Origin of the sequence: Chryseomicrobium sp. FSL W7-1435, assembly GCF_038595005.1 — a bacterium.
Lineage (GTDB): Bacteria > Bacillota > Bacilli > Bacillales_A > Planococcaceae > Chryseomicrobium.
The window spans coordinates 1,586,657-1,602,959 of sequence record NZ_CP151997.1; the positions used below are offsets into that span (position 1 = coordinate 1,586,657).

At 40.9% G+C, this 16,303-nt stretch carries 16 protein-coding genes; 13 read left to right on the forward strand and 3 right to left on the reverse strand.

Annotation, left to right across the window (positions count from 1 at the left end; translation table 11 throughout):
• Positions 1-5 precede the first annotated feature (5 nt).
• Positions 6-1,382, reverse strand: coding sequence for a glycine--tRNA ligase (locus tag MKY84_RS08025; protein ID WP_342525398.1), 1,377 nt, complete (start codon positions 1,380-1,382; stop codon positions 6-8).
• A 302-nt stretch (positions 1,383-1,684) separates the two neighbouring features.
• Here MKY84_RS08025 and MKY84_RS08030 point away from each other — a divergent pair, with 302 nt between their 5' ends.
• From MKY84_RS08030 to MKY84_RS08065, 8 genes are all read left to right on the forward strand, one after another.
• A complete protein-coding gene (locus tag MKY84_RS08030; RefSeq protein ID WP_342525399.1) occupies positions 1,685-2,338 on the forward strand; it encodes a helix-turn-helix transcriptional regulator in 654 nt (217 codons plus the stop codon).
• Entirely contained in the window at positions 2,328-3,170 is an 843-nt protein-coding gene (locus tag MKY84_RS08035; protein ID WP_342525400.1) for a pyruvate, water dikinase regulatory protein, read from the forward strand. Before MKY84_RS08030 ends, MKY84_RS08035 begins: the two co-directional genes overlap by 11 nt.
• Positions 3,171-3,386: 216 nt before the next feature.
• On the forward strand, positions 3,387-5,204 hold the full coding sequence (gene dnaG, locus MKY84_RS08040) for a DNA primase (protein WP_342525401.1): 1,818 nt from the start codon (positions 3,387-3,389) through the stop codon (positions 5,202-5,204).
• Positions 5,205-5,235: 31 nt separating this feature from the next.
• Entirely contained in the window at positions 5,236-6,360 is a 1,125-nt protein-coding gene (gene rpoD, locus MKY84_RS08045; protein WP_342525402.1) for an RNA polymerase sigma factor RpoD, read from the forward strand.
• 516 nt (positions 6,361-6,876) lie between these two features.
• Positions 6,877-8,016 (forward strand): acyl-CoA dehydrogenase family protein, encoded by a 1,140-nt coding sequence (locus MKY84_RS08050; RefSeq protein ID WP_342525403.1) that lies wholly within the window; start codon positions 6,877-6,879, stop codon positions 8,014-8,016.
• 131 nt (positions 8,017-8,147) lie between these two features.
• The gene (cccA, locus tag MKY84_RS08055) at positions 8,148-8,525 is read left to right on the forward strand and encodes a cytochrome c550 (RefSeq protein ID WP_342525404.1); all 378 of its coding nucleotides are present in this window, start codon (positions 8,148-8,150) and stop codon (positions 8,523-8,525) included.
• A gap of 100 nt (positions 8,526-8,625) precedes the next feature.
• On the forward strand, positions 8,626-9,315 hold the full coding sequence (locus MKY84_RS08060) for a tRNA (adenine(22)-N(1))-methyltransferase TrmK (RefSeq protein WP_342525405.1): 690 nt from the start codon (positions 8,626-8,628) through the stop codon (positions 9,313-9,315).
• Positions 9,316-10,422 (forward strand): Nif3-like dinuclear metal center hexameric protein, encoded by a 1,107-nt coding sequence (locus MKY84_RS08065; RefSeq protein ID WP_342525406.1) that lies wholly within the window; start codon positions 9,316-9,318, stop codon positions 10,420-10,422. It begins immediately after the preceding gene.
• Positions 10,423-10,497: 75 nt separating this feature from the next.
• Here MKY84_RS08065 and MKY84_RS08070 read toward each other — a convergent pair whose 3' ends face one another.
• A complete protein-coding gene (locus tag MKY84_RS08070; protein WP_342525408.1) occupies positions 10,498-11,472 on the reverse strand; it encodes a 4-hydroxy-3-methylbut-2-enyl diphosphate reductase in 975 nt (324 codons plus the stop codon).
• A gap of 69 nt (positions 11,473-11,541) precedes the next feature.
• On the reverse strand, positions 11,542-11,775 hold the full coding sequence (locus tag MKY84_RS08075; protein ID WP_342525409.1) for a hypothetical protein: 234 nt from the start codon (positions 11,773-11,775) through the stop codon (positions 11,542-11,544).
• Positions 11,776-11,873: 98 nt separating this feature from the next.
• On the opposite strand from MKY84_RS08075, the gene MKY84_RS08080 reads away from it, so the two are divergent.
• The 5 genes from MKY84_RS08080 (at position 11,874) to MKY84_RS08100 (ending at position 16,203) form a co-directional block, all read left to right on the forward strand.
• Complete coding sequence (locus tag MKY84_RS08080; RefSeq protein ID WP_342525410.1) at positions 11,874-13,172, forward strand: DEAD/DEAH box helicase; 1,299 nt, start codon at positions 11,874-11,876, stop codon at positions 13,170-13,172.
• 12 nt (positions 13,173-13,184) lie between these two features.
• The gene (locus MKY84_RS08085; RefSeq protein ID WP_342525411.1) at positions 13,185-14,069 is read left to right on the forward strand and encodes a deoxyribonuclease IV; all 885 of its coding nucleotides are present in this window, start codon (positions 13,185-13,187) and stop codon (positions 14,067-14,069) included.
• A 127-nt stretch (positions 14,070-14,196) separates the two neighbouring features.
• Complete coding sequence (locus tag MKY84_RS08090; RefSeq protein ID WP_342525412.1) at positions 14,197-14,961, forward strand: metal ABC transporter ATP-binding protein; 765 nt, start codon at positions 14,197-14,199, stop codon at positions 14,959-14,961.
• Positions 14,954-15,796 (forward strand): metal ABC transporter permease, encoded by an 843-nt coding sequence (locus tag MKY84_RS08095; RefSeq protein ID WP_342525413.1) that lies wholly within the window; start codon positions 14,954-14,956, stop codon positions 15,794-15,796. Before MKY84_RS08090 ends, MKY84_RS08095 begins: the two co-directional genes overlap by 8 nt.
• Positions 15,793-16,203 (forward strand): Fur family transcriptional regulator, encoded by a 411-nt coding sequence (locus MKY84_RS08100; RefSeq protein WP_342525414.1) that lies wholly within the window; start codon positions 15,793-15,795, stop codon positions 16,201-16,203. Before MKY84_RS08095 ends, MKY84_RS08100 begins: the two co-directional genes overlap by 4 nt.
• The last annotated feature ends 100 nt before the right edge of the window (positions 16,204-16,303 follow it).

A 16,303-nucleotide genomic window follows, 5' to 3' on the forward strand; every position in this document is an offset into this window, starting at 1 on the left:
GTTACTTAAAACTCTAAATGTTTTTCGATATATGCTTTTACTTCAGCAAGTGGCATACGTGTTTGCTCCATGGAATCACGGTGACGAACAGTCACTTGCCCATCTTCAGCAGAATCAAAATCGTATGTGATACAGAAAGGTGTTCCGATTTCGTCTTGACGACGGTAGCGCTTGCCAATAGATTGTGATTCATCATAATCTACCATGAAATGCTTGCTCAACTCAGCAAATAATTCACCGGCTGGCTCACTTAATTTTTTAGAAAGTGGTAAGATTGCTGCTTTGAATGGCGCTAGGGCCGGATGGAAACGCATAACATTGCGTGTTTCATCGCCTTCTAGTTGTTCCTCTTCATACGCGTTGATTAAGAAAGCAAGAGTCACACGGTCAGCACCTAGAGAAGGTTCGATTACATAGGGCACGTAGCGTTCATTTGTTAATGGGTCGATGTACGTAAAGTCTTCATTTGAATGTTCCATATGTTGTTTCAAATCAAAGTCTGTACGGTCAGCGATGCCCCAAAGCTCGCCCCAACCGAATGGGAATTTGTATTCTATGTCGACAGTCGCATTGGAATAATGGGAAAGCTCATCTTGATCATGCTCACGTAAGCGGATCGTCTCTTCCTTCATTCCTAGGTTCAATAACCAATCTTTACAGAAATCTCTCCAGTAGGCGTACCACTCTAAATCTTCACCTGGCTTACAGAAAAATTCAAGTTCCATTTGTTCGAATTCACGTGTACGGAATGTGAAGTTACCTGGTGTGATTTCGTTACGGAAACTTTTCCCGATTTGTCCAATTCCAAAAGGTACTTTTTTACGCATTGAACGTTGCACATTTTTGAAGTTAACGAAAATACCTTGTGCGGTTTCTGGACGTAAGAAGATTTCATTCGTTGAGCTTTCTGTAACACCTTGGAATGTTTTGAACATCAAGTTAAACTGACGAATGTCCGTGTAATCAAACTTGCCACATGTCGGACAGACGATGTTGTGCTCGTCGATTAATTTTTTCATGTCTTCAAATGACAGACCATCTACAATCATCTCAATACCTTTTGCATCTAGGGCATCTTCAATGATTTTATCTGCACGATGGCGAGACTTACATGCCTTACAGTCAATCATAGGGTCATTGAAGTTTCCGATATGTCCAGAAGCTACCCACGTTTTTGGGTTCATAAGAATAGCTGCATCGATTCCCACATTTGTTGGTGATTCTTGGATGAACTTTTTCCACCAAGCTTTTTTAATATTGTTTTTTAACTCGATACCAAGTGGACCATAATCCCATGTGTTTGCTAAACCACCGTAGATTTCAGAGCCGGGAAATACAAACCCACGTTGCTTGGCAATGCTTACGATTGTCTCCATATTCATGTGAAATTCCTCCTTTTTTCTACGAACAAAGAAAAGACCCGCCCACGGGCAGCTAAGCCCGAGGACGAGTCGTTAAACCCGCGGTTCCACCTCGATTGACTGTTCATGAACAGTCCTCTTTGTCCGGATAAGACTCCTGGTTGCCGTTTCATACCGTTGCAGGCTCTCACCATTTCCTGCTCGCTTTTTTTGGTACTACTTATCGTCCATTCAACGTCTCTATTTGAATAAAATCAGTATAGCATGAGCAAGTTTACTTCGCAATCACTCGTTATGTGCGCTATAATTAGACTGAAATTTTGATGAACTTTGAGGCGGTGGAAATAATCGAACTCAATAAACGACAAGTAGAAATACTCGATATCGTTAAGGAGAATGGACCGATTACTGGAGAACAGATTGCAGACCGATTAAGTCTGACCCGTTCAACGTTGCGGCCAGACCTCGCTATCTTGACGATGGCGGGATATTTAGATGCACGACCACGTGTCGGTTATTTTTATTCTGGAAAAAAGACAGGTCAAGCAATTTCCGATACGATGACAAAGTGGAAGGTAAAAGATTTTCAATCGGTACCTGTTGTCATCTTAGAACACATATCTGTCTACGATGCTATCTGTCAACTGTTCTTAGAGGATGTTGGTTCCATGTTCGTAGTGAACAAAACTGGCATTTTGACAGGTGTCGTTTCTCGTAAAGATCTTTTGCGCATATCGATAGGGAATCAAGATTTAAATAAAATGCCGGTGCACATGATGATGACTCGCATGCCTAATATTACGGTGTGTCACAGAGAGGACTCGCTTCTCAGTGCAGCGCAGCTGCTAATGGACCGTCAAATTGACTCCTTACCTGTTGTCAAAGAACAGGCAAAGGGACTTGAAGTTGTAGGTAGGGTTACAAAGACAACGATCACTCGTGCCTTTTTAGCATTAGCAGAAGAACATGACATTTAAGGAGAGTGGTAACGTGCAGATTTTTATCATTTCCGATTCAATTGGTGAAACAGGTGAATTAGTCGCAAAAGCAGCTTTGAGTCAATTTGAAGAAGTGTATCATAAAGCGCGCATTAAGCGATTTACTCATATTGATTCACTAGAGCATATTCAAGAGATTGTTGATTTAGCTAGTTCTCACCAAGCAATCATCATCTACACTCTTGTCCGCGATGATATGAAAAAACAAGTGGCTGAGTTGTCAAAAAAAGCAGGCGTTGAATCCATTGACTTAATGGGGCCAGTGATTGAAAAGTTTGAAAAAGTAATTGGCTCAAGTGCTATGCAAGAACCTGGGCTTGTCCGAAAATTAGACGAAGATTATTTCGCAAAAATAGAGGCGGTTGAATTTGCGGTTAAATACGATGATGGACGTGACCCACGAGGTCTTTTGCAAGCTGATATTGTTTTAGTCGGGGTATCACGCACATCAAAAACTCCTCTTTCACAATATTTAGCTAACAAACGCTGGAAGGTAGCCAATGTGCCTCTCGTACCAGAAGTTGAACCTCCAGAAGAGTTGTTTTCTATTGATCCAGCCAAATGCTTTGGCCTAGTGATTAACCCAGAAAAGTTAAATTCAATCAGACGTGAGCGTCTCAAGGCAATCGGCTTGAGTGATGAAGCAAACTACGCTAAAATAGAGAGAATACAAGAAGAGTTGGTCCATTTTCATCAAGTAGTTAATCGCATTGATTGCGATGTCATTGACGTAACAAATCGGGCTGTAGAAGAAACAGCCAATATCATTATTTCTAAACGACAAGAATCAATAAAAAATTATATACAGTAGCAGAGAGATAAATCCGGGCGATCATCGTCCGGATTTTGTTACGCTAAAAATAGGTATAAAATACGATTCTTGCATAGCGAATCTTTGTGATTTAGTTTATAATAATGGTTTGTGATTACTAAATTTATGTTTTTCCAAGAAGTAATGTCGATTTATGCAGGATTATCGTTTCAGTTTGTGGAATAACTATAGAGTAGGCAAAGAGAAGGTGACATAATGGCTAAACATGTGGAAGATGAAGTGATTGAACAAGTAAGGTCTTCTGTTGATATTGTGGATGTCATTGGTGAATATGTTCAGCTAACCAAACGAGGAAGAAACCACTTTGGTTTATGCCCGTTTCATGGTGAACAAACTCCTTCCTTTTCTGTTGCTCAAGAGAAACAAATATTTCATTGCTTCGGTTGTGGAGCAGGTGGAAATGTCATTACGTTTTTGATGGATATCGAAGGGTTGAGCTTTCAACAAACGATTAATCGACTGGCAGATCGCAGTGGGATGGAGCTTCATCTAGAAGAAGGAAATGCTGCAAAAGAAGTCGCAAAAAATCCATTGCAAGACAAATGGAAAAGTGCACACACATTTGCAGCGTCTTATTATCATCATCTTCTTCTCAACACGGTTGAAGGAGAGCAAGCACTCGCTTACTTAAAAAATCGTGGTATTGATGAAGACACTATCAAAAAATTTCAGATAGGGTGGAGCTTGCCGGGCTGGGAAAATCTCGCAACACTTTTACAGCAACGTGACTACGATCTAGCTGAAATGGAGAAGTGTGGACTTGTCGTCCGTCAAGAACAAGCAGAGCGTTACTTTGACCGATTCAGAGGCCGCATTATGTTCCCTGTGGCAGATGATAAAGGTCAAACGATTGCTTTTTCTGGTCGAATTTTAGATAATTCAGCTGATGAAGCCAAATATCTAAACAGTCCAGAGAGCGAACTGTTTCAAAAAAATGATGTTCTCTACAATTTACACAATGCACGAATGGCCATTCGACAGAAGAAGCAAGTGTTGTTGTCTGAAGGATTTTTGGATGTAATTGCTTTTGCGAGGTCGGGTGTTGATCATGTAGTGGGCACCATGGGAACTGCATTGACACAAAACCATATCACGCGATTGAAACGTTTGACGACAAATTTCGTCTTTTGTTTTGATGGCGATAAAGCGGGCATGGAGGCTACCAAAAAAGCGTTCACCGCAACTGACGGTAAGCAACTCCAACGAACGGCACTTGTTTTGCCAAATCAAACAGATCCAGATGATTTTGTTGCACAGCATGGTACAGAAGCACTTCAAAAATTTGCTACTGAAAAAGGACTGTCAGAAATGGCATTCGCCATGATGTATTACCGCAAAGGAATCAATTTGCAAAATGATTCCGATGTTCTTCACTACACAGATCAAGTAGTTGAAGTGCTCGCAAAATCTGACTCTCCAATTGAACAATCGTATTATACGAAACAATTAGCAGATGAAGTGGGTATTGATCAAGGTGTGATTGAACATCAATTGCGCAAACTGCTGGCGCAGAGAGCGCGTTCAGAACAAGCACCTCGACGAGAGCAACGAGTTGTGGCACCTGAGAAAAAAACACAAAAGCTTGATGCTACTAGTAGAGCTGAGTATTTATTACTTGCGCATCTGCTGGATGATCCCACTGCACTTCATTCACTCGGTATTGCAGAAGACATGGAATTGTTTGTGCATGATGAAATCATCGAATCCTTTATTCAATTGATGGCATTCTATGAAAGATATCCGCAGGGTGATTTTCAGAGATTACTTGAAGTGACAGAAAATGCAGATTTAAAGAAAATCTATATGTTTGCCACAATGATGGATAAAGACCCAGAAAGTAGCAAAAAAGAAATAGAAGATAGTATGCGTCAACTACGCAAATATCGGGTAGAGAAACGTATTGAACAGTTAATGCACGAATCAAAAATAGCTGAAAAGCTTGCAGATTACACAAAAGCGTTAGAGCTTGCTAAACAAGCGATTGAACTCAAACGTACCATTCACACAGTCTAGTTCCATTTAGGCACGTAAAGGAGGAATTCTTATGGCAGAAAAATCAGATCAGATCAAAGAGGATTTGGAATTGTCATTAGATGAAGCAAAGAAACAACTTATCGAGTTAGGAAAGAAAAATGGGGAATTGACTTATCGAGACATTGCTGAAAAGTTAGCAACGTTTGAATTAGAGTCGGACCAGATTGAAGAATTTATCGATCAACTTGAAGGTAAGGGTATTGAACTTGGCCGAAAAGATGGCGATGAAGAAGAACTCGATCAGCTAATGACGAAAAAAACAACGGAAACCTTTGATCTTAATGATTTAAGCGTTCCTCCTGGTGTTAAAATCAATGACCCTGTTCGTATGTATTTAAAAGAAATTGGTCGCGTTGAGCTTTTAAATGCCAAGCAAGAAATTGAGCTTGCGATTCGTATTGAGCTAGGAGATGAAGAGGCTCGCAAGCGTCTAGCAGAAGCTAACTTACGTCTAGTTGTAAGTATTGCAAAACGCTATGTTGGACGTGGGATGTTATTCCTTGATTTGATCCAAGAAGGAAACATGGGACTTATCAAAGCCGTTGAAAAGTTTGATCACCGCAAAGGGTTTAAGTTTAGTACGTATGCTACTTGGTGGATTCGTCAGGCTATTACTCGTGCGATTGCTGACCAGGCTCGTACAATTCGTATCCCGGTTCACATGGTTGAAACCATCAACAAACTGATTCGTGTGCAACGTCAGCTATTACAAGATCTTGGTCGTGAACCATCTCCAGAAGAAATCGGAGAAGAAATGGACTTATTAGCTGAAAAAGTACGTGAGATTTTAAAAATCGCTCAAGAACCAGTTTCTTTAGAAACACCAATTGGTGAAGAAGACGATTCACACCTCGGTGACTTTATTGAAGATGCAGATGCCCAATCACCATCTGATCACGCTGCTTATGAATTGTTAAAAGAGCAGCTAGAAGATGTTTTAGACACATTAACAGACCGTGAAGAAAATGTTTTACGTTTGCGTTTCGGTCTAGATGATGGTCGTACTCGTACGCTTGAAGAGGTAGGTAAAGTATTTGGTGTAACGCGTGAGCGTATTCGTCAAATCGAGGCGAAAGCTCTTCGAAAACTTCGTCATCCTTCTCGCAGCAAGCGCTTAAAAGATTTCTTAGATTAATGTAAGGCCCCTTAACTTCGGTTGAGGGGTTTTTTAGTGTCAAAATAGTGACAGGTACCAAACAAAGGTACATTCGAAAATCAATCGCACACACAGAGGCAAGAGCGCCTCTATGCGCACGCTTGATTCCCGAAGCATTTCTGAGCGAACGCCTTCCACATCTAACGCAATCGAGTTCCAGGCGTTAGAAATACATTCGAAAATCAATCGCACACACAGAGGCAAGAGCGCCTCTATGCGCACGCTTGATTCCCGAAGCATTTCTGAGCGAACGCCTTCCACATCTAAGTACAATCGAGTTCCAGGCGTTAGAAATACATTCGAAAATCAATCGCACACACAGAGGCAAGAGCGCCTCTATGCGCACGCTTGATTCCCGAAGCATTTCTGGGCGAACGCCTTCCACATCTAAAGGTATGTGTTTTATTTCACATTCATTTTTATGCCAATTCACCAAAAAGTTCTGTATAATCAAACATGTAAGCGTTTACTAAAGGGTGTAAAGGGGATGTCAACATGAATTTTGATTTAACGCAAGAACACAAAATGTTAAAAAATATGATGCGCGATTTTGCTAATGAAAAAGTAGCACCAGGTGCCATTGAACGGGACAAGACAAAAGAGTTTCCTACTGAAATTTTTAAAGAGCTAAGCAACATGGGGATGATGGGCTTACCTTTTGATGAAGAATACGGTGGTGCTGGAGCTGATACAGTAAGTTTTGCAATCGTTACAGAGGAATTGAGTCGCGCGTGTGCGTCGACAGGTATTACATATTCTGCGCATATTTCATTAGGCGGTGCACCTCTGCATTTATTTGGCACGGAACAACAAAAGAAAAACTATTTAACACCGATCTGTGAAGGATCTTCCTTTGGTGCCTTTGGATTGACTGAGCCAAATGCTGGTTCAGATGCAGGTGGTACTCAGACGACAGCCAAGTTAGAAGGTGACGAGTGGGTAATCAACGGCAGCAAAGTGTATATCACAAATGCTAGCCATGCCAAGCACTTGGCCATCACAGCCATTACAGGGACCACTGACGGGCGTAAAGAGATTTCTGCGATAATTGTACCGACTAACGCTGAAGGCTTCACAATCATCGATAACTACGAGAAAATGGGGTTGAATGCTTCCAATACCACAGAACTAGTTTTTGAAAACGTCCGTGTACCAAAAGAAAACCTTCTGGGTGTGCAAGGAAATGGCTTCCGCCAATTTTTGACGACGCTAGATGGTGGACGTATAGGTATTGGCGCGATGGCTGTGGGGATTGCACAAGCAGCATTTGATAAAGCACTACGTTATTCGAAAGAACGTAAACAGTTCGGGAAAACGTTGTCTGAATTCCAGATTACTCAATTCAAATTAGCCGACATGGCTATGAAAATAGAATTAGCTCGTACAATGGTCTACAAAGCTTCTTGGTTAAAAGACCAAGGTCGCGCATTTGGTAAAGAAGCAGCGATGTGCAAATTGTATGCATCTGAGATTGCCATGGAAGTAGCAAATGAGGCTATTCAGATTCATGGTGGATATGGCTATATGAAAGAGTATGAAGTGGAACGCTTCATGCGCGATGCCAAATTACTTGAAATTGGTGAAGGTACTTCAGAAGTTCAACGAATGGTCATTGCTCGTCATATTGGCTGTTAAAAGATTTGTCGAATTTGTCACAATGCAACAAAACTTACCTCATTTCTCTTTTCGTTTTTTCGTCAATGGAGTACAATAATGATGTTGACTAATGTTATTAGTGATAGTGTGACCAAGAGGGAGGGTTATTGATGACAAAGAATCCAATCGTTCCGTACATTTTAATTATGCTTTTCGGGATCGGACTTATTTTCTTCCTTTCTGTTCAAGGTGTTGGAAACCAAGCAGAAATAGCTGAGTCAGGTGAACATGGTGAAGAAGGCGCTGAAGGTGGCGAAGAGGCATCAGCCGGCGAATTTGACCCTGAAGCTGTAGTTCAGCAAAAATGTATCAGCTGTCACGGAAGCAGCTACGAAGGCCAAGGCGCATTCCCTCCATTAGTGGGTACAGCTCTTTCTGAAGAAGAAATTGCTGACATCTTAGCTAATGGTAAAGGTGCTATGCCAGGTGGTTTAGTAGAAGCAGAGAACATCGAAGCGATGGCTGCATGGGTTAAATCTTTAGAATAGTTTAAAAGGGTCTCACTCTAACGAGTGGGGCTTTTTTAGTTCCTAGTAGAATTCTTTCATCCCTATAGAGAAATCTGTATACTTAAGGCGAGGTGTTAATATGAATAGTGAACAATTATCTGAACGACTAAAACAAGTCGGTTCGTACGTCAGACCTGGCGCACGGCTAGCAGACATTGGTAGTGATCATGCTTACTTGCCATGCTACCTGGCTCATCAAGCAATTATAGAATTTGCTATAGCTGGAGAGGTAGTTAAAGGACCATTCCAATCAGCGGAACGGCAAGTAAAATCAGAGGGATTAACCGATACAATCGAAGTTCGAATGGGTGACGGCCTCGATGTTGTGCGCGCAGAAGATGCCATTAGTGAAATAACGATAGCTGGAATGGGTGGTCCACTCATCGCCAAGATCTTAGAACGTGGCAAAGTGAAGGCTGACTTGGCTGAAAGGTTGATTTTGCAGCCAAATGTTCATGCTCGGGCCATTCGAGAATGGGCTTTACAAAACAATTGGAAAATTATCGCCGAAGAGATTTTAGAAGAGAATGAAAAGATTTATGAAATTTTAGTATTGGAAAAAGGCTTGATGGAGTTAACAGACCAACAAAAATTACTAGGTCCTTTGTTGATGCAGGATAAATCACTCGTGTTCCAAAAGAAGTGGAATCGTGAAGTTGTTGAATGGCAGCGTATTGTTGCAAATTTACCAACAACAGAACGACCAGACGTGCAACAAAAGGGGCAGGAGCTTGAACAAAAAATTCAGTATGTGAAAGAGGTTCTGTAAATGAACGGACATCGTGTGATTGAATTGTTTGAACAGTGGGCAAAGCCAACTCTTGCAATGGATGGCGACCCTATTGGTTTGCATATCGGAACTTTAAATAAGTCGGTAAGTCGCGTTCTCATTACATTAGACGTTACAAAAAAAGTGGTGGAAGAGGCAATAGAGCAAGGGTGCGAACTGATCATTGCTCATCATCCACCCATTTATCGCAAGTTAGCTTCAGTAGATACGTCTACTCCACTAGGCTCATTAATCGAGATGTGTATCAAAAATGACATCGCTGTCTATGCAGCCCATACCAATCTGGACATTGCTCAGGGCGGGGTCAATGATATGCTAGCTGAAGCACTTGAACTAGATGATATTAAAATTTTAACAGAAACCTATTCAGAACCTATGATGAAATTGGCAGTATTTACACCTGAAACGCATGTAGACCAAATGAGAACGGCACTTGCACAAGCAGGTGCGGGACAAATTGGCGATTATGAACATGTCTCCTATTCATTAAAAGGACAGGGACGTTTCACGCCTACAGAAGGTGCCAATCCTTATTTAGGTCAGGTGGGGAAGCCTGAAATCGTAGATGAAGAAAAGATTGAAGTGGTCTTTCCAAAATCCATAAAATCAAAAGTCGAACGCGCTATGATCAAAGCACATCCCTATGAAGAAGTAGCTTATGATTTGTATACACTTGCCATTGAAGCGAATGAACATGGGTTAGGAAGAATTGGATCTGTGAAAAACTTAACACTTGGTGAATTTGCAGAACAAGTGAAATCGAAACTTAATGTACCATTTGTTCGTGTTACTGGAGAGATGGATCAAGAAATCTCTCGAGTGGCTGTGATAGGTGGGGATGGCAATAAATATATTTACGACGCTAAGCGCGCAGGCGCAGATGTATTAGTGACCGGTGATATGTATTTTCATACAGCGCAAGATGCAGAAACAATCGGTCTGTCCATAGTTGACCCAGGTCATCACGTGGAATCCATTATGAAACAAGGAACCGTAAATTACCTGAGTAAACTCATGGAACAGGAGAAAAAAGCTCCGGTATTTATCGCATCACAATTATCAACAGAACCGTTTAAGGTTATTTAATAATTGGCTGAACAAAAAGAAATCAGTAGTTTCTCTAGAGTTGAAATCCAGAGAATCTACTGATTTTTTTTGTATTTAGTTTGCGTACGGCTCAATACGTACAACTGGTTTTGGAATTTTAATTTTTGGTAAAATCTTATCGTTTGTAACTTTTTTCGAAGTATCATGAGTGGTCGGATCAGCTGGATCATATTTCTCTAAAAACTGAATGACTTCTTTCACAATTGGGGTAGGTGTAGATGCACCAGCTGTTACAGAGACAACGTCGATACCCTCTAACCATTCAAGATTCAACTCTGAAATATCTCCAATTCGATACGAAGGTGTATCAGCAATTTCTTCCGAAACTTGCGTTAAGCGGTTGGAGTTATTACTCATTGGGTCACCCACAACGATCAGTAACTCTGTTTCGCCCGCTTGTTCTGCAACAGCTTCTTGACGCACTTGTGTAGCTAAACAAATTTCTTTGTGAACTTCAATCGTTGGGAATTTTGCTTTTAACGCATCCATCAATTTGACAACGTCCCATTGAGACATCGTTGTTTGATTGGTAACAAGAAGTTTTTCATTCGAAAGTGATAAATTGTCTACATCTTCTAGTCTTTCGATGAGATGGACATGATCAGGAGCAACTCCAATAGCGCCTTCTGGTTCTGGATGTCCTTTTTTACCGATGTATAAAATGTCATAACCTTCAACAGTTTTTTCGGCAATTAGATCATGTGTAACGGTAACATCGGGACAAGTAGCATCGATTGAAACTAGCCCTTTTTGTCTGGCCAACTCGCGAACCTGTGGTGAAACACCGTGAGCCGTGAAGATAACGGTACCTGAATCTACCTGTTCAAGTATTTCTAAACGGTTTGGACCATCTAAGGTAATTATGCCATCCTCTTCAAAAGCATCTGTTACGTGCTTATTGTGTACGATCATACCTAAAATATATATCGGGCGCGGCAGGCTTGTATCAAGTGCCGCATTTCGCGCAATAACCATTGCATCGACAACACCATAACAATAGCCCCGTGGTGAGATTTTTTTTATTTTCATGGAGAAACTCCTTTCAAAACACATACTACTTTTATTATAACGAAGGAACGCGATGGTAGCAAAGTATAGCTATTTTGGCATAAATACTGTAGAATCACGAGAGTGTGTATTTTTTCGTTCCTGTGTTACCGGGGAGGAGAGTCCCTGGAGCAGGCTAGCTAGCATTGTGAACTGTTGAAGCAACGGACTAACCTGCTTGATGAGAGGGGCAAGCTCATTTGCCACTTGTAACCATTCAAGCAGGTTATCTGTTTTTTTAGTGGATGGAGTTATTTCAAATGGATAAAATTCTTTGTATTTCACTCGGTCACTCCTTTCATACTCAGTATATGAATGATAGGGAAAGACGTTAAAGACATGTTACAATAGATGAAGGTAGTTACCGGATAGGAGGGACAGCTATGTCCAAATTTAGCGACTATAATTTTCAGCCATTTTTGATGGATGCCATCAACGAACTGAAATTTGACAAACCAACACCAATTCAACAAAAAATGATCCCGTTAGTGATGAAAGGCAGAAGTGCCATTGGGCAATCCCATACAGGGACTGGCAAAACGCACAGCTTTTTATTACCGATTGTTCAACAGATTCAAGCGGATCGCCAAGAAGTACAAGCCATCATTACATCACCAACACGTGAATTAGCAACACAAATTCACAAAACTCTTCAACAATTAATTGCCAACTCACCAATTCAATCTAAATTATTTATTGGTGGAACAGACAAGGCTCGTGCCATTTCAAAACTTTCAACGCAACCTCACATTGTAGTGGGTACGCCTGGTCGAATTAAAGACCTTATGGTTGAAGGCGCTTTGCATGTGCATACAGCCAATATACTTGTCATTGATGAAGCAGATTTAGCATTTGATTTAGGCTTTATCACAGACATTGATCAATTTGCAGGGAAAATGCCAGAGGATTTAAAGATGTATGTTTTCTCAGCAACAATTCCTGAAAAATTGCAGCCGTTCTTAAAAAAATATATGGCATCTCCAGAACATGTGAAAATTGGGGATAAAAAGCCTGTGGCTGAAGGTATCGAATTCTTAGCTGTTCCTGTTCGAGGGAAGTCTAAGAAAAATCGTTTAGTTGAAGTGTTAGAAGTGATCAATCCATATCTAGCCATTTTGTTTGTAAACACAAAAAAATATGCAGATAAAGTAGCTCACCACTTAAACGAGAACGGCTACAAAGTCGGCTTGATTCATGGGAACTTAACACCTCGGGATCGTAAAAAAGTGATGCAAAACATTCACGATTTAGAATATCAATACATCGTGGCAACTGATTTAGCTGCTCGTGGTATCGACATTCCAGGTGTATCCCATATCATCAACTTAGAGATTCCAGACGATTTAGAGTTCTTTGTTCACCGTGTCGGTCGTACAGCTCGTGCCGGTCTAGAGGGACAAGCCATCATCTTGTATCAACCGGAAGATGAAGATGCATTAAACCGTATTGAAAAAATGGGCATTACTTTCAACCATGTCGACATCAAAGATGGCGAGTGGAGTGAATTGAAAGATCGTCACGCCCGTAAAAACCGTCCAAAACAAGAAAATGAAATTGATGCGAAAGCAAAATCATTGGTCCGTAAACCTAAAAAAGTTAAACCGGGTTACAAACGTAACATGAAGTGGGAAATGGACAAAGTGAAAAGAAGAGAACGTAAAATACGTAGTCGTAAGCGCTAAGGGGGATCCGAAATGTTAATTGGCTCTCATGTTTCCATGAATGGTAAAAAAATGTTACAAGGCGCTAGTGAGGAAGCTGCCTCATACGGCGCCACAACGTTTATGATTTATACAGGTGCACCTCAAAACACGCGTCGCAAGCCTATTGAGGAATTAAATATTGAGGCCGGTCAGGCCCATATGGCTGCTCATGGGATGTCGCATGTTGTTGTGCACGCACCGTATATTATAAACTTAGGAAATACGACAAAGCCCGAAACGTTTGCACTGGGTGTCGATTTTCTTCAAAGTGAGATTGAGCGAACAGCAGCACTTGGTTCTAATCAAATTGTCCTTCATCCCGGTGCCCATGTGGGTGCTGGCGCCGAAGTGGGAATTGCTCGTATTATCGAAGGTCTTAACCTGGTCCTTGAAAATCAGAGCGATGTTCAAATTGCTCTAGAAACAATGGCAGGTAAAGGTTCTGAGATTGGTAGAAGCTTTGAAGAGCTTGCCATGATTATCGATGGTGTTACGCATAATGAACGCCTTTCGATTTGTATGGATACCTGTCACGTTCATGATGCCGGCTATGCAATACGTGAAGATTTTGACGGTGTACTGAATGAATTTGACCGAATTGTTGGACTGGACCGCTTAAAGGTTGTTCATGTGAATGATTCAAAAAATATTCTAGGTGCCGGTAAAGATCGTCATGCCAATATTGGTCATGGTGAAATCGGATTTGAAGCGTTGTCTTATATTGTGCACCACCCACAACTAGCGGCTTTACCCAAAATTTTAGAAACACCTTTTGTTGGAGTGGATGCAAAATCTAAGAAAGCGCCTTACGCAATTGAGATTGAAATGCTGAAATCTGGCAAATTTAATCCCGACGCTTTAAATACATTACTTTAAGATCGCCTATTGGCGGTCTTTTTTTTGAGTAACGGTACAGATTTATTTATTTACATTCAATTTCAGTTGCCGTATACTGAATCAAGTGTAAATCGGAATGATTATTACTTAGGGAGAAGTGTTCACTATGACTCCATATATTGAAATGAAAAATGTCAGTTTTTACTATGATAAAACTGAAGCCCTTCAAAATGTATCGTTAACCATCAATGAAGGAGATTTCCTAGCTGTTATTGGTCCCAATGGGTCAGGGAAATCTACGCTAATGAAAATTATTTTAGGGCTTTTACGACCTATGAAAGGTGAAGTGGCTCTTTTTGGCAAACCTGTGCAGGAATTTAAAGATCGCGCATGTATTGGTTATGTCTCTCAAAAATCAACGAGTTTTAACAGTGGTTTTCCAGCTACAGTATTTGAAGTAGTGCGGAGTGGGCTAGCAAAAAAATCTGGACTTTTCACAAGATATCCTAAAAATGTAGCGGATCAAATAAAAGAAGCGCTAATCTCTGTTGGAATGCAAGCGTATATCGATAGACCGATCAGTGCTTTGTCAGGTGGACAGCAGCAACGTGTGTTTATCGCCCGTGCTTTGATTAGTAAACCTAAGATCCTATTACTTGATGAGCCGACAGTGGGTATCGATCAACAAAACATGCAATCCTTTTATCGTATGTTGACGCATTTAAATAAGCATCACGGCATTACCATCATTTTGATTACCCATGATGTAGATGCAGTATCAAATAGCATTTCTCATGTGGCTTGCTTAAACCGCACCATTCACTTCCACGGCTATCAAAAAGACATGGAAGCATTGTCAAACGAACAGTTAGAAGAATGGTACGGTCACCCAGTGCGTCGTGTCACACACGGAGGTAGTTCCCATGCTTGATGCGATCATGACCTATGATTTTTTAAGACAAGCTTTTATCTCGGGGATTTTAATCGGTATTATGGCCCCGCTACTTGGAGTGTTCATAGTCGTAAGACGGTTATCCTTGATTGCAGATGCGTTAAGCCACGTGACTCTTGCGGGAATCGCTGGCAGTCTATTTCTTAGTCAGTCGGTACCCGCGCTAGCCTTATTAAATCCTCTCTATCTAGGGATGGCTTCTGCTGTTGCAGGATCGACTTTGATTGAAAAATTGCGTTCTCTTTACAAACATTATGAAGAATTAGCGATTCCAATAATTATGTCGGCCGGCTTAGGCTTAGCTGCCTTGTTTATCTCTCTAGCAGATGGATTCAGAACAGATTTATTTTCGTACTTATTTGGATCGATTTCTGCTGTAAGCTATCAAGATATGATGATTGTAGTTATAGTTACAGTGATTGTGGTCGTGTTTTTAGTTGCATTTTTCAAAGAATTATTTGTTCTGTCATTTGATGATGAGTATGCATCGGCTGTCGGATTACCTGCCAAATGGATTCATTTCTTATTCATGATTGTGACAGCACTTGTTATTGCAGCCTCCATGCGAATCGTTGGAATATTGCTAGTCTCATCTCTTATGACATTGCCTGTAGCAGCTGCTATGCGTATTGCCAAAAGCTTTAAAGCAGCAATTCTCTGGTCTCTTCTATTTGGACAGCTGGCAGTTATTACAGGACTGATCACAGCATTTTATCTTGATTTGGCTCCAGGTGCTACAATTGTCTTAACATCTATTTTCATCTTATTAGTCGTCATTGGAATTGTCGGGAATAGAAAGGGGAAGACTGCATGAATGAAACAAAGGCGTGGGATATTTTAAAAGAGAATGGCTTCAAGCGCACAGACAAGCGGGAACGCTTAGTAGAGCTTTTGACAGAGACAGACAAATACGTCACTGCTAAAAGTCTAGCAACTGACCTTCGTGCTGAATATCCTTCTATGAGCTTTGATACAATTTATCGAAACTTGCATACATTTGTAGAGCTTGGGATTTTGGAGGAGACGGAACTCTCAGGAGAGAAACATTTTCGAATGCATTGTGATGTCGATCATCACCATCACCACTTTATCTGTATGGATTGTGGAGATACCAAACAAATTGCTATCTGTCCGATGGATTCGATTAAAAGCGAAATACCTGGGTATCAAATCGAGAATCATAAGTTGGAAGTTTACGGAAAATGTCCAGAATGCCAATAAAAAAGAAGTAGGGACAAAATATAGTAATAAAGCTAAACTAGTTAAAAAGTTGAGTGGAGGAGTTGACTCCAGTGGGATCAAAAGTCGAAACGTGAGACCC

Coding starts and splice junctions, on each gene's coding strand:
- MKY84_RS08090 (WP_342525412.1), top strand. CDS start 14,197: ATGACTCCATATATTGAAATGAAAAATGTCAGTTTTTACTATGATAAA.
- MKY84_RS08030 (WP_342525399.1), top strand. CDS start 1,685: ATGAACTTTGAGGCGGTGGAAATAATCGAACTCAATAAACGACAAGTA.
- MKY84_RS08050 (WP_342525403.1), top strand. CDS start 6,877: ATGAATTTTGATTTAACGCAAGAACACAAAATGTTAAAAAATATGATG.
- rpoD (WP_342525402.1), top strand. CDS start 5,236: ATGGCAGAAAAATCAGATCAGATCAAAGAGGATTTGGAATTGTCATTA.
- MKY84_RS08025 (WP_342525398.1), bottom strand. CDS start 1,382: ATGAATATGGAGACAATCGTAAGCATTGCCAAGCAACGTGGGTTTGTA.
- MKY84_RS08065 (WP_342525406.1), top strand. CDS start 9,316: ATGAACGGACATCGTGTGATTGAATTGTTTGAACAGTGGGCAAAGCCA.
- MKY84_RS08085 (WP_342525411.1), top strand. CDS start 13,185: ATGTTAATTGGCTCTCATGTTTCCATGAATGGTAAAAAAATGTTACAA.
- MKY84_RS08060 (WP_342525405.1), top strand. CDS start 8,626: ATGAATAGTGAACAATTATCTGAACGACTAAAACAAGTCGGTTCGTAC.
- MKY84_RS08095 (WP_342525413.1), top strand. CDS start 14,954: ATGCTTGATGCGATCATGACCTATGATTTTTTAAGACAAGCTTTTATC.
- MKY84_RS08035 (WP_342525400.1), top strand. CDS start 2,328: ATGACATTTAAGGAGAGTGGTAACGTGCAGATTTTTATCATTTCCGAT.
- MKY84_RS08100 (WP_342525414.1), top strand. CDS start 15,793: ATGAATGAAACAAAGGCGTGGGATATTTTAAAAGAGAATGGCTTCAAG.
- MKY84_RS08080 (WP_342525410.1), top strand. CDS start 11,874: ATGTCCAAATTTAGCGACTATAATTTTCAGCCATTTTTGATGGATGCC.
- dnaG (WP_342525401.1), top strand. CDS start 3,387: ATGGCTAAACATGTGGAAGATGAAGTGATTGAACAAGTAAGGTCTTCT.
- cccA (WP_342525404.1), top strand. CDS start 8,148: ATGACAAAGAATCCAATCGTTCCGTACATTTTAATTATGCTTTTCGGG.
- MKY84_RS08070 (WP_342525408.1), bottom strand. CDS start 11,472: ATGAAAATAAAAAAAATCTCACCACGGGGCTATTGTTATGGTGTTGTC.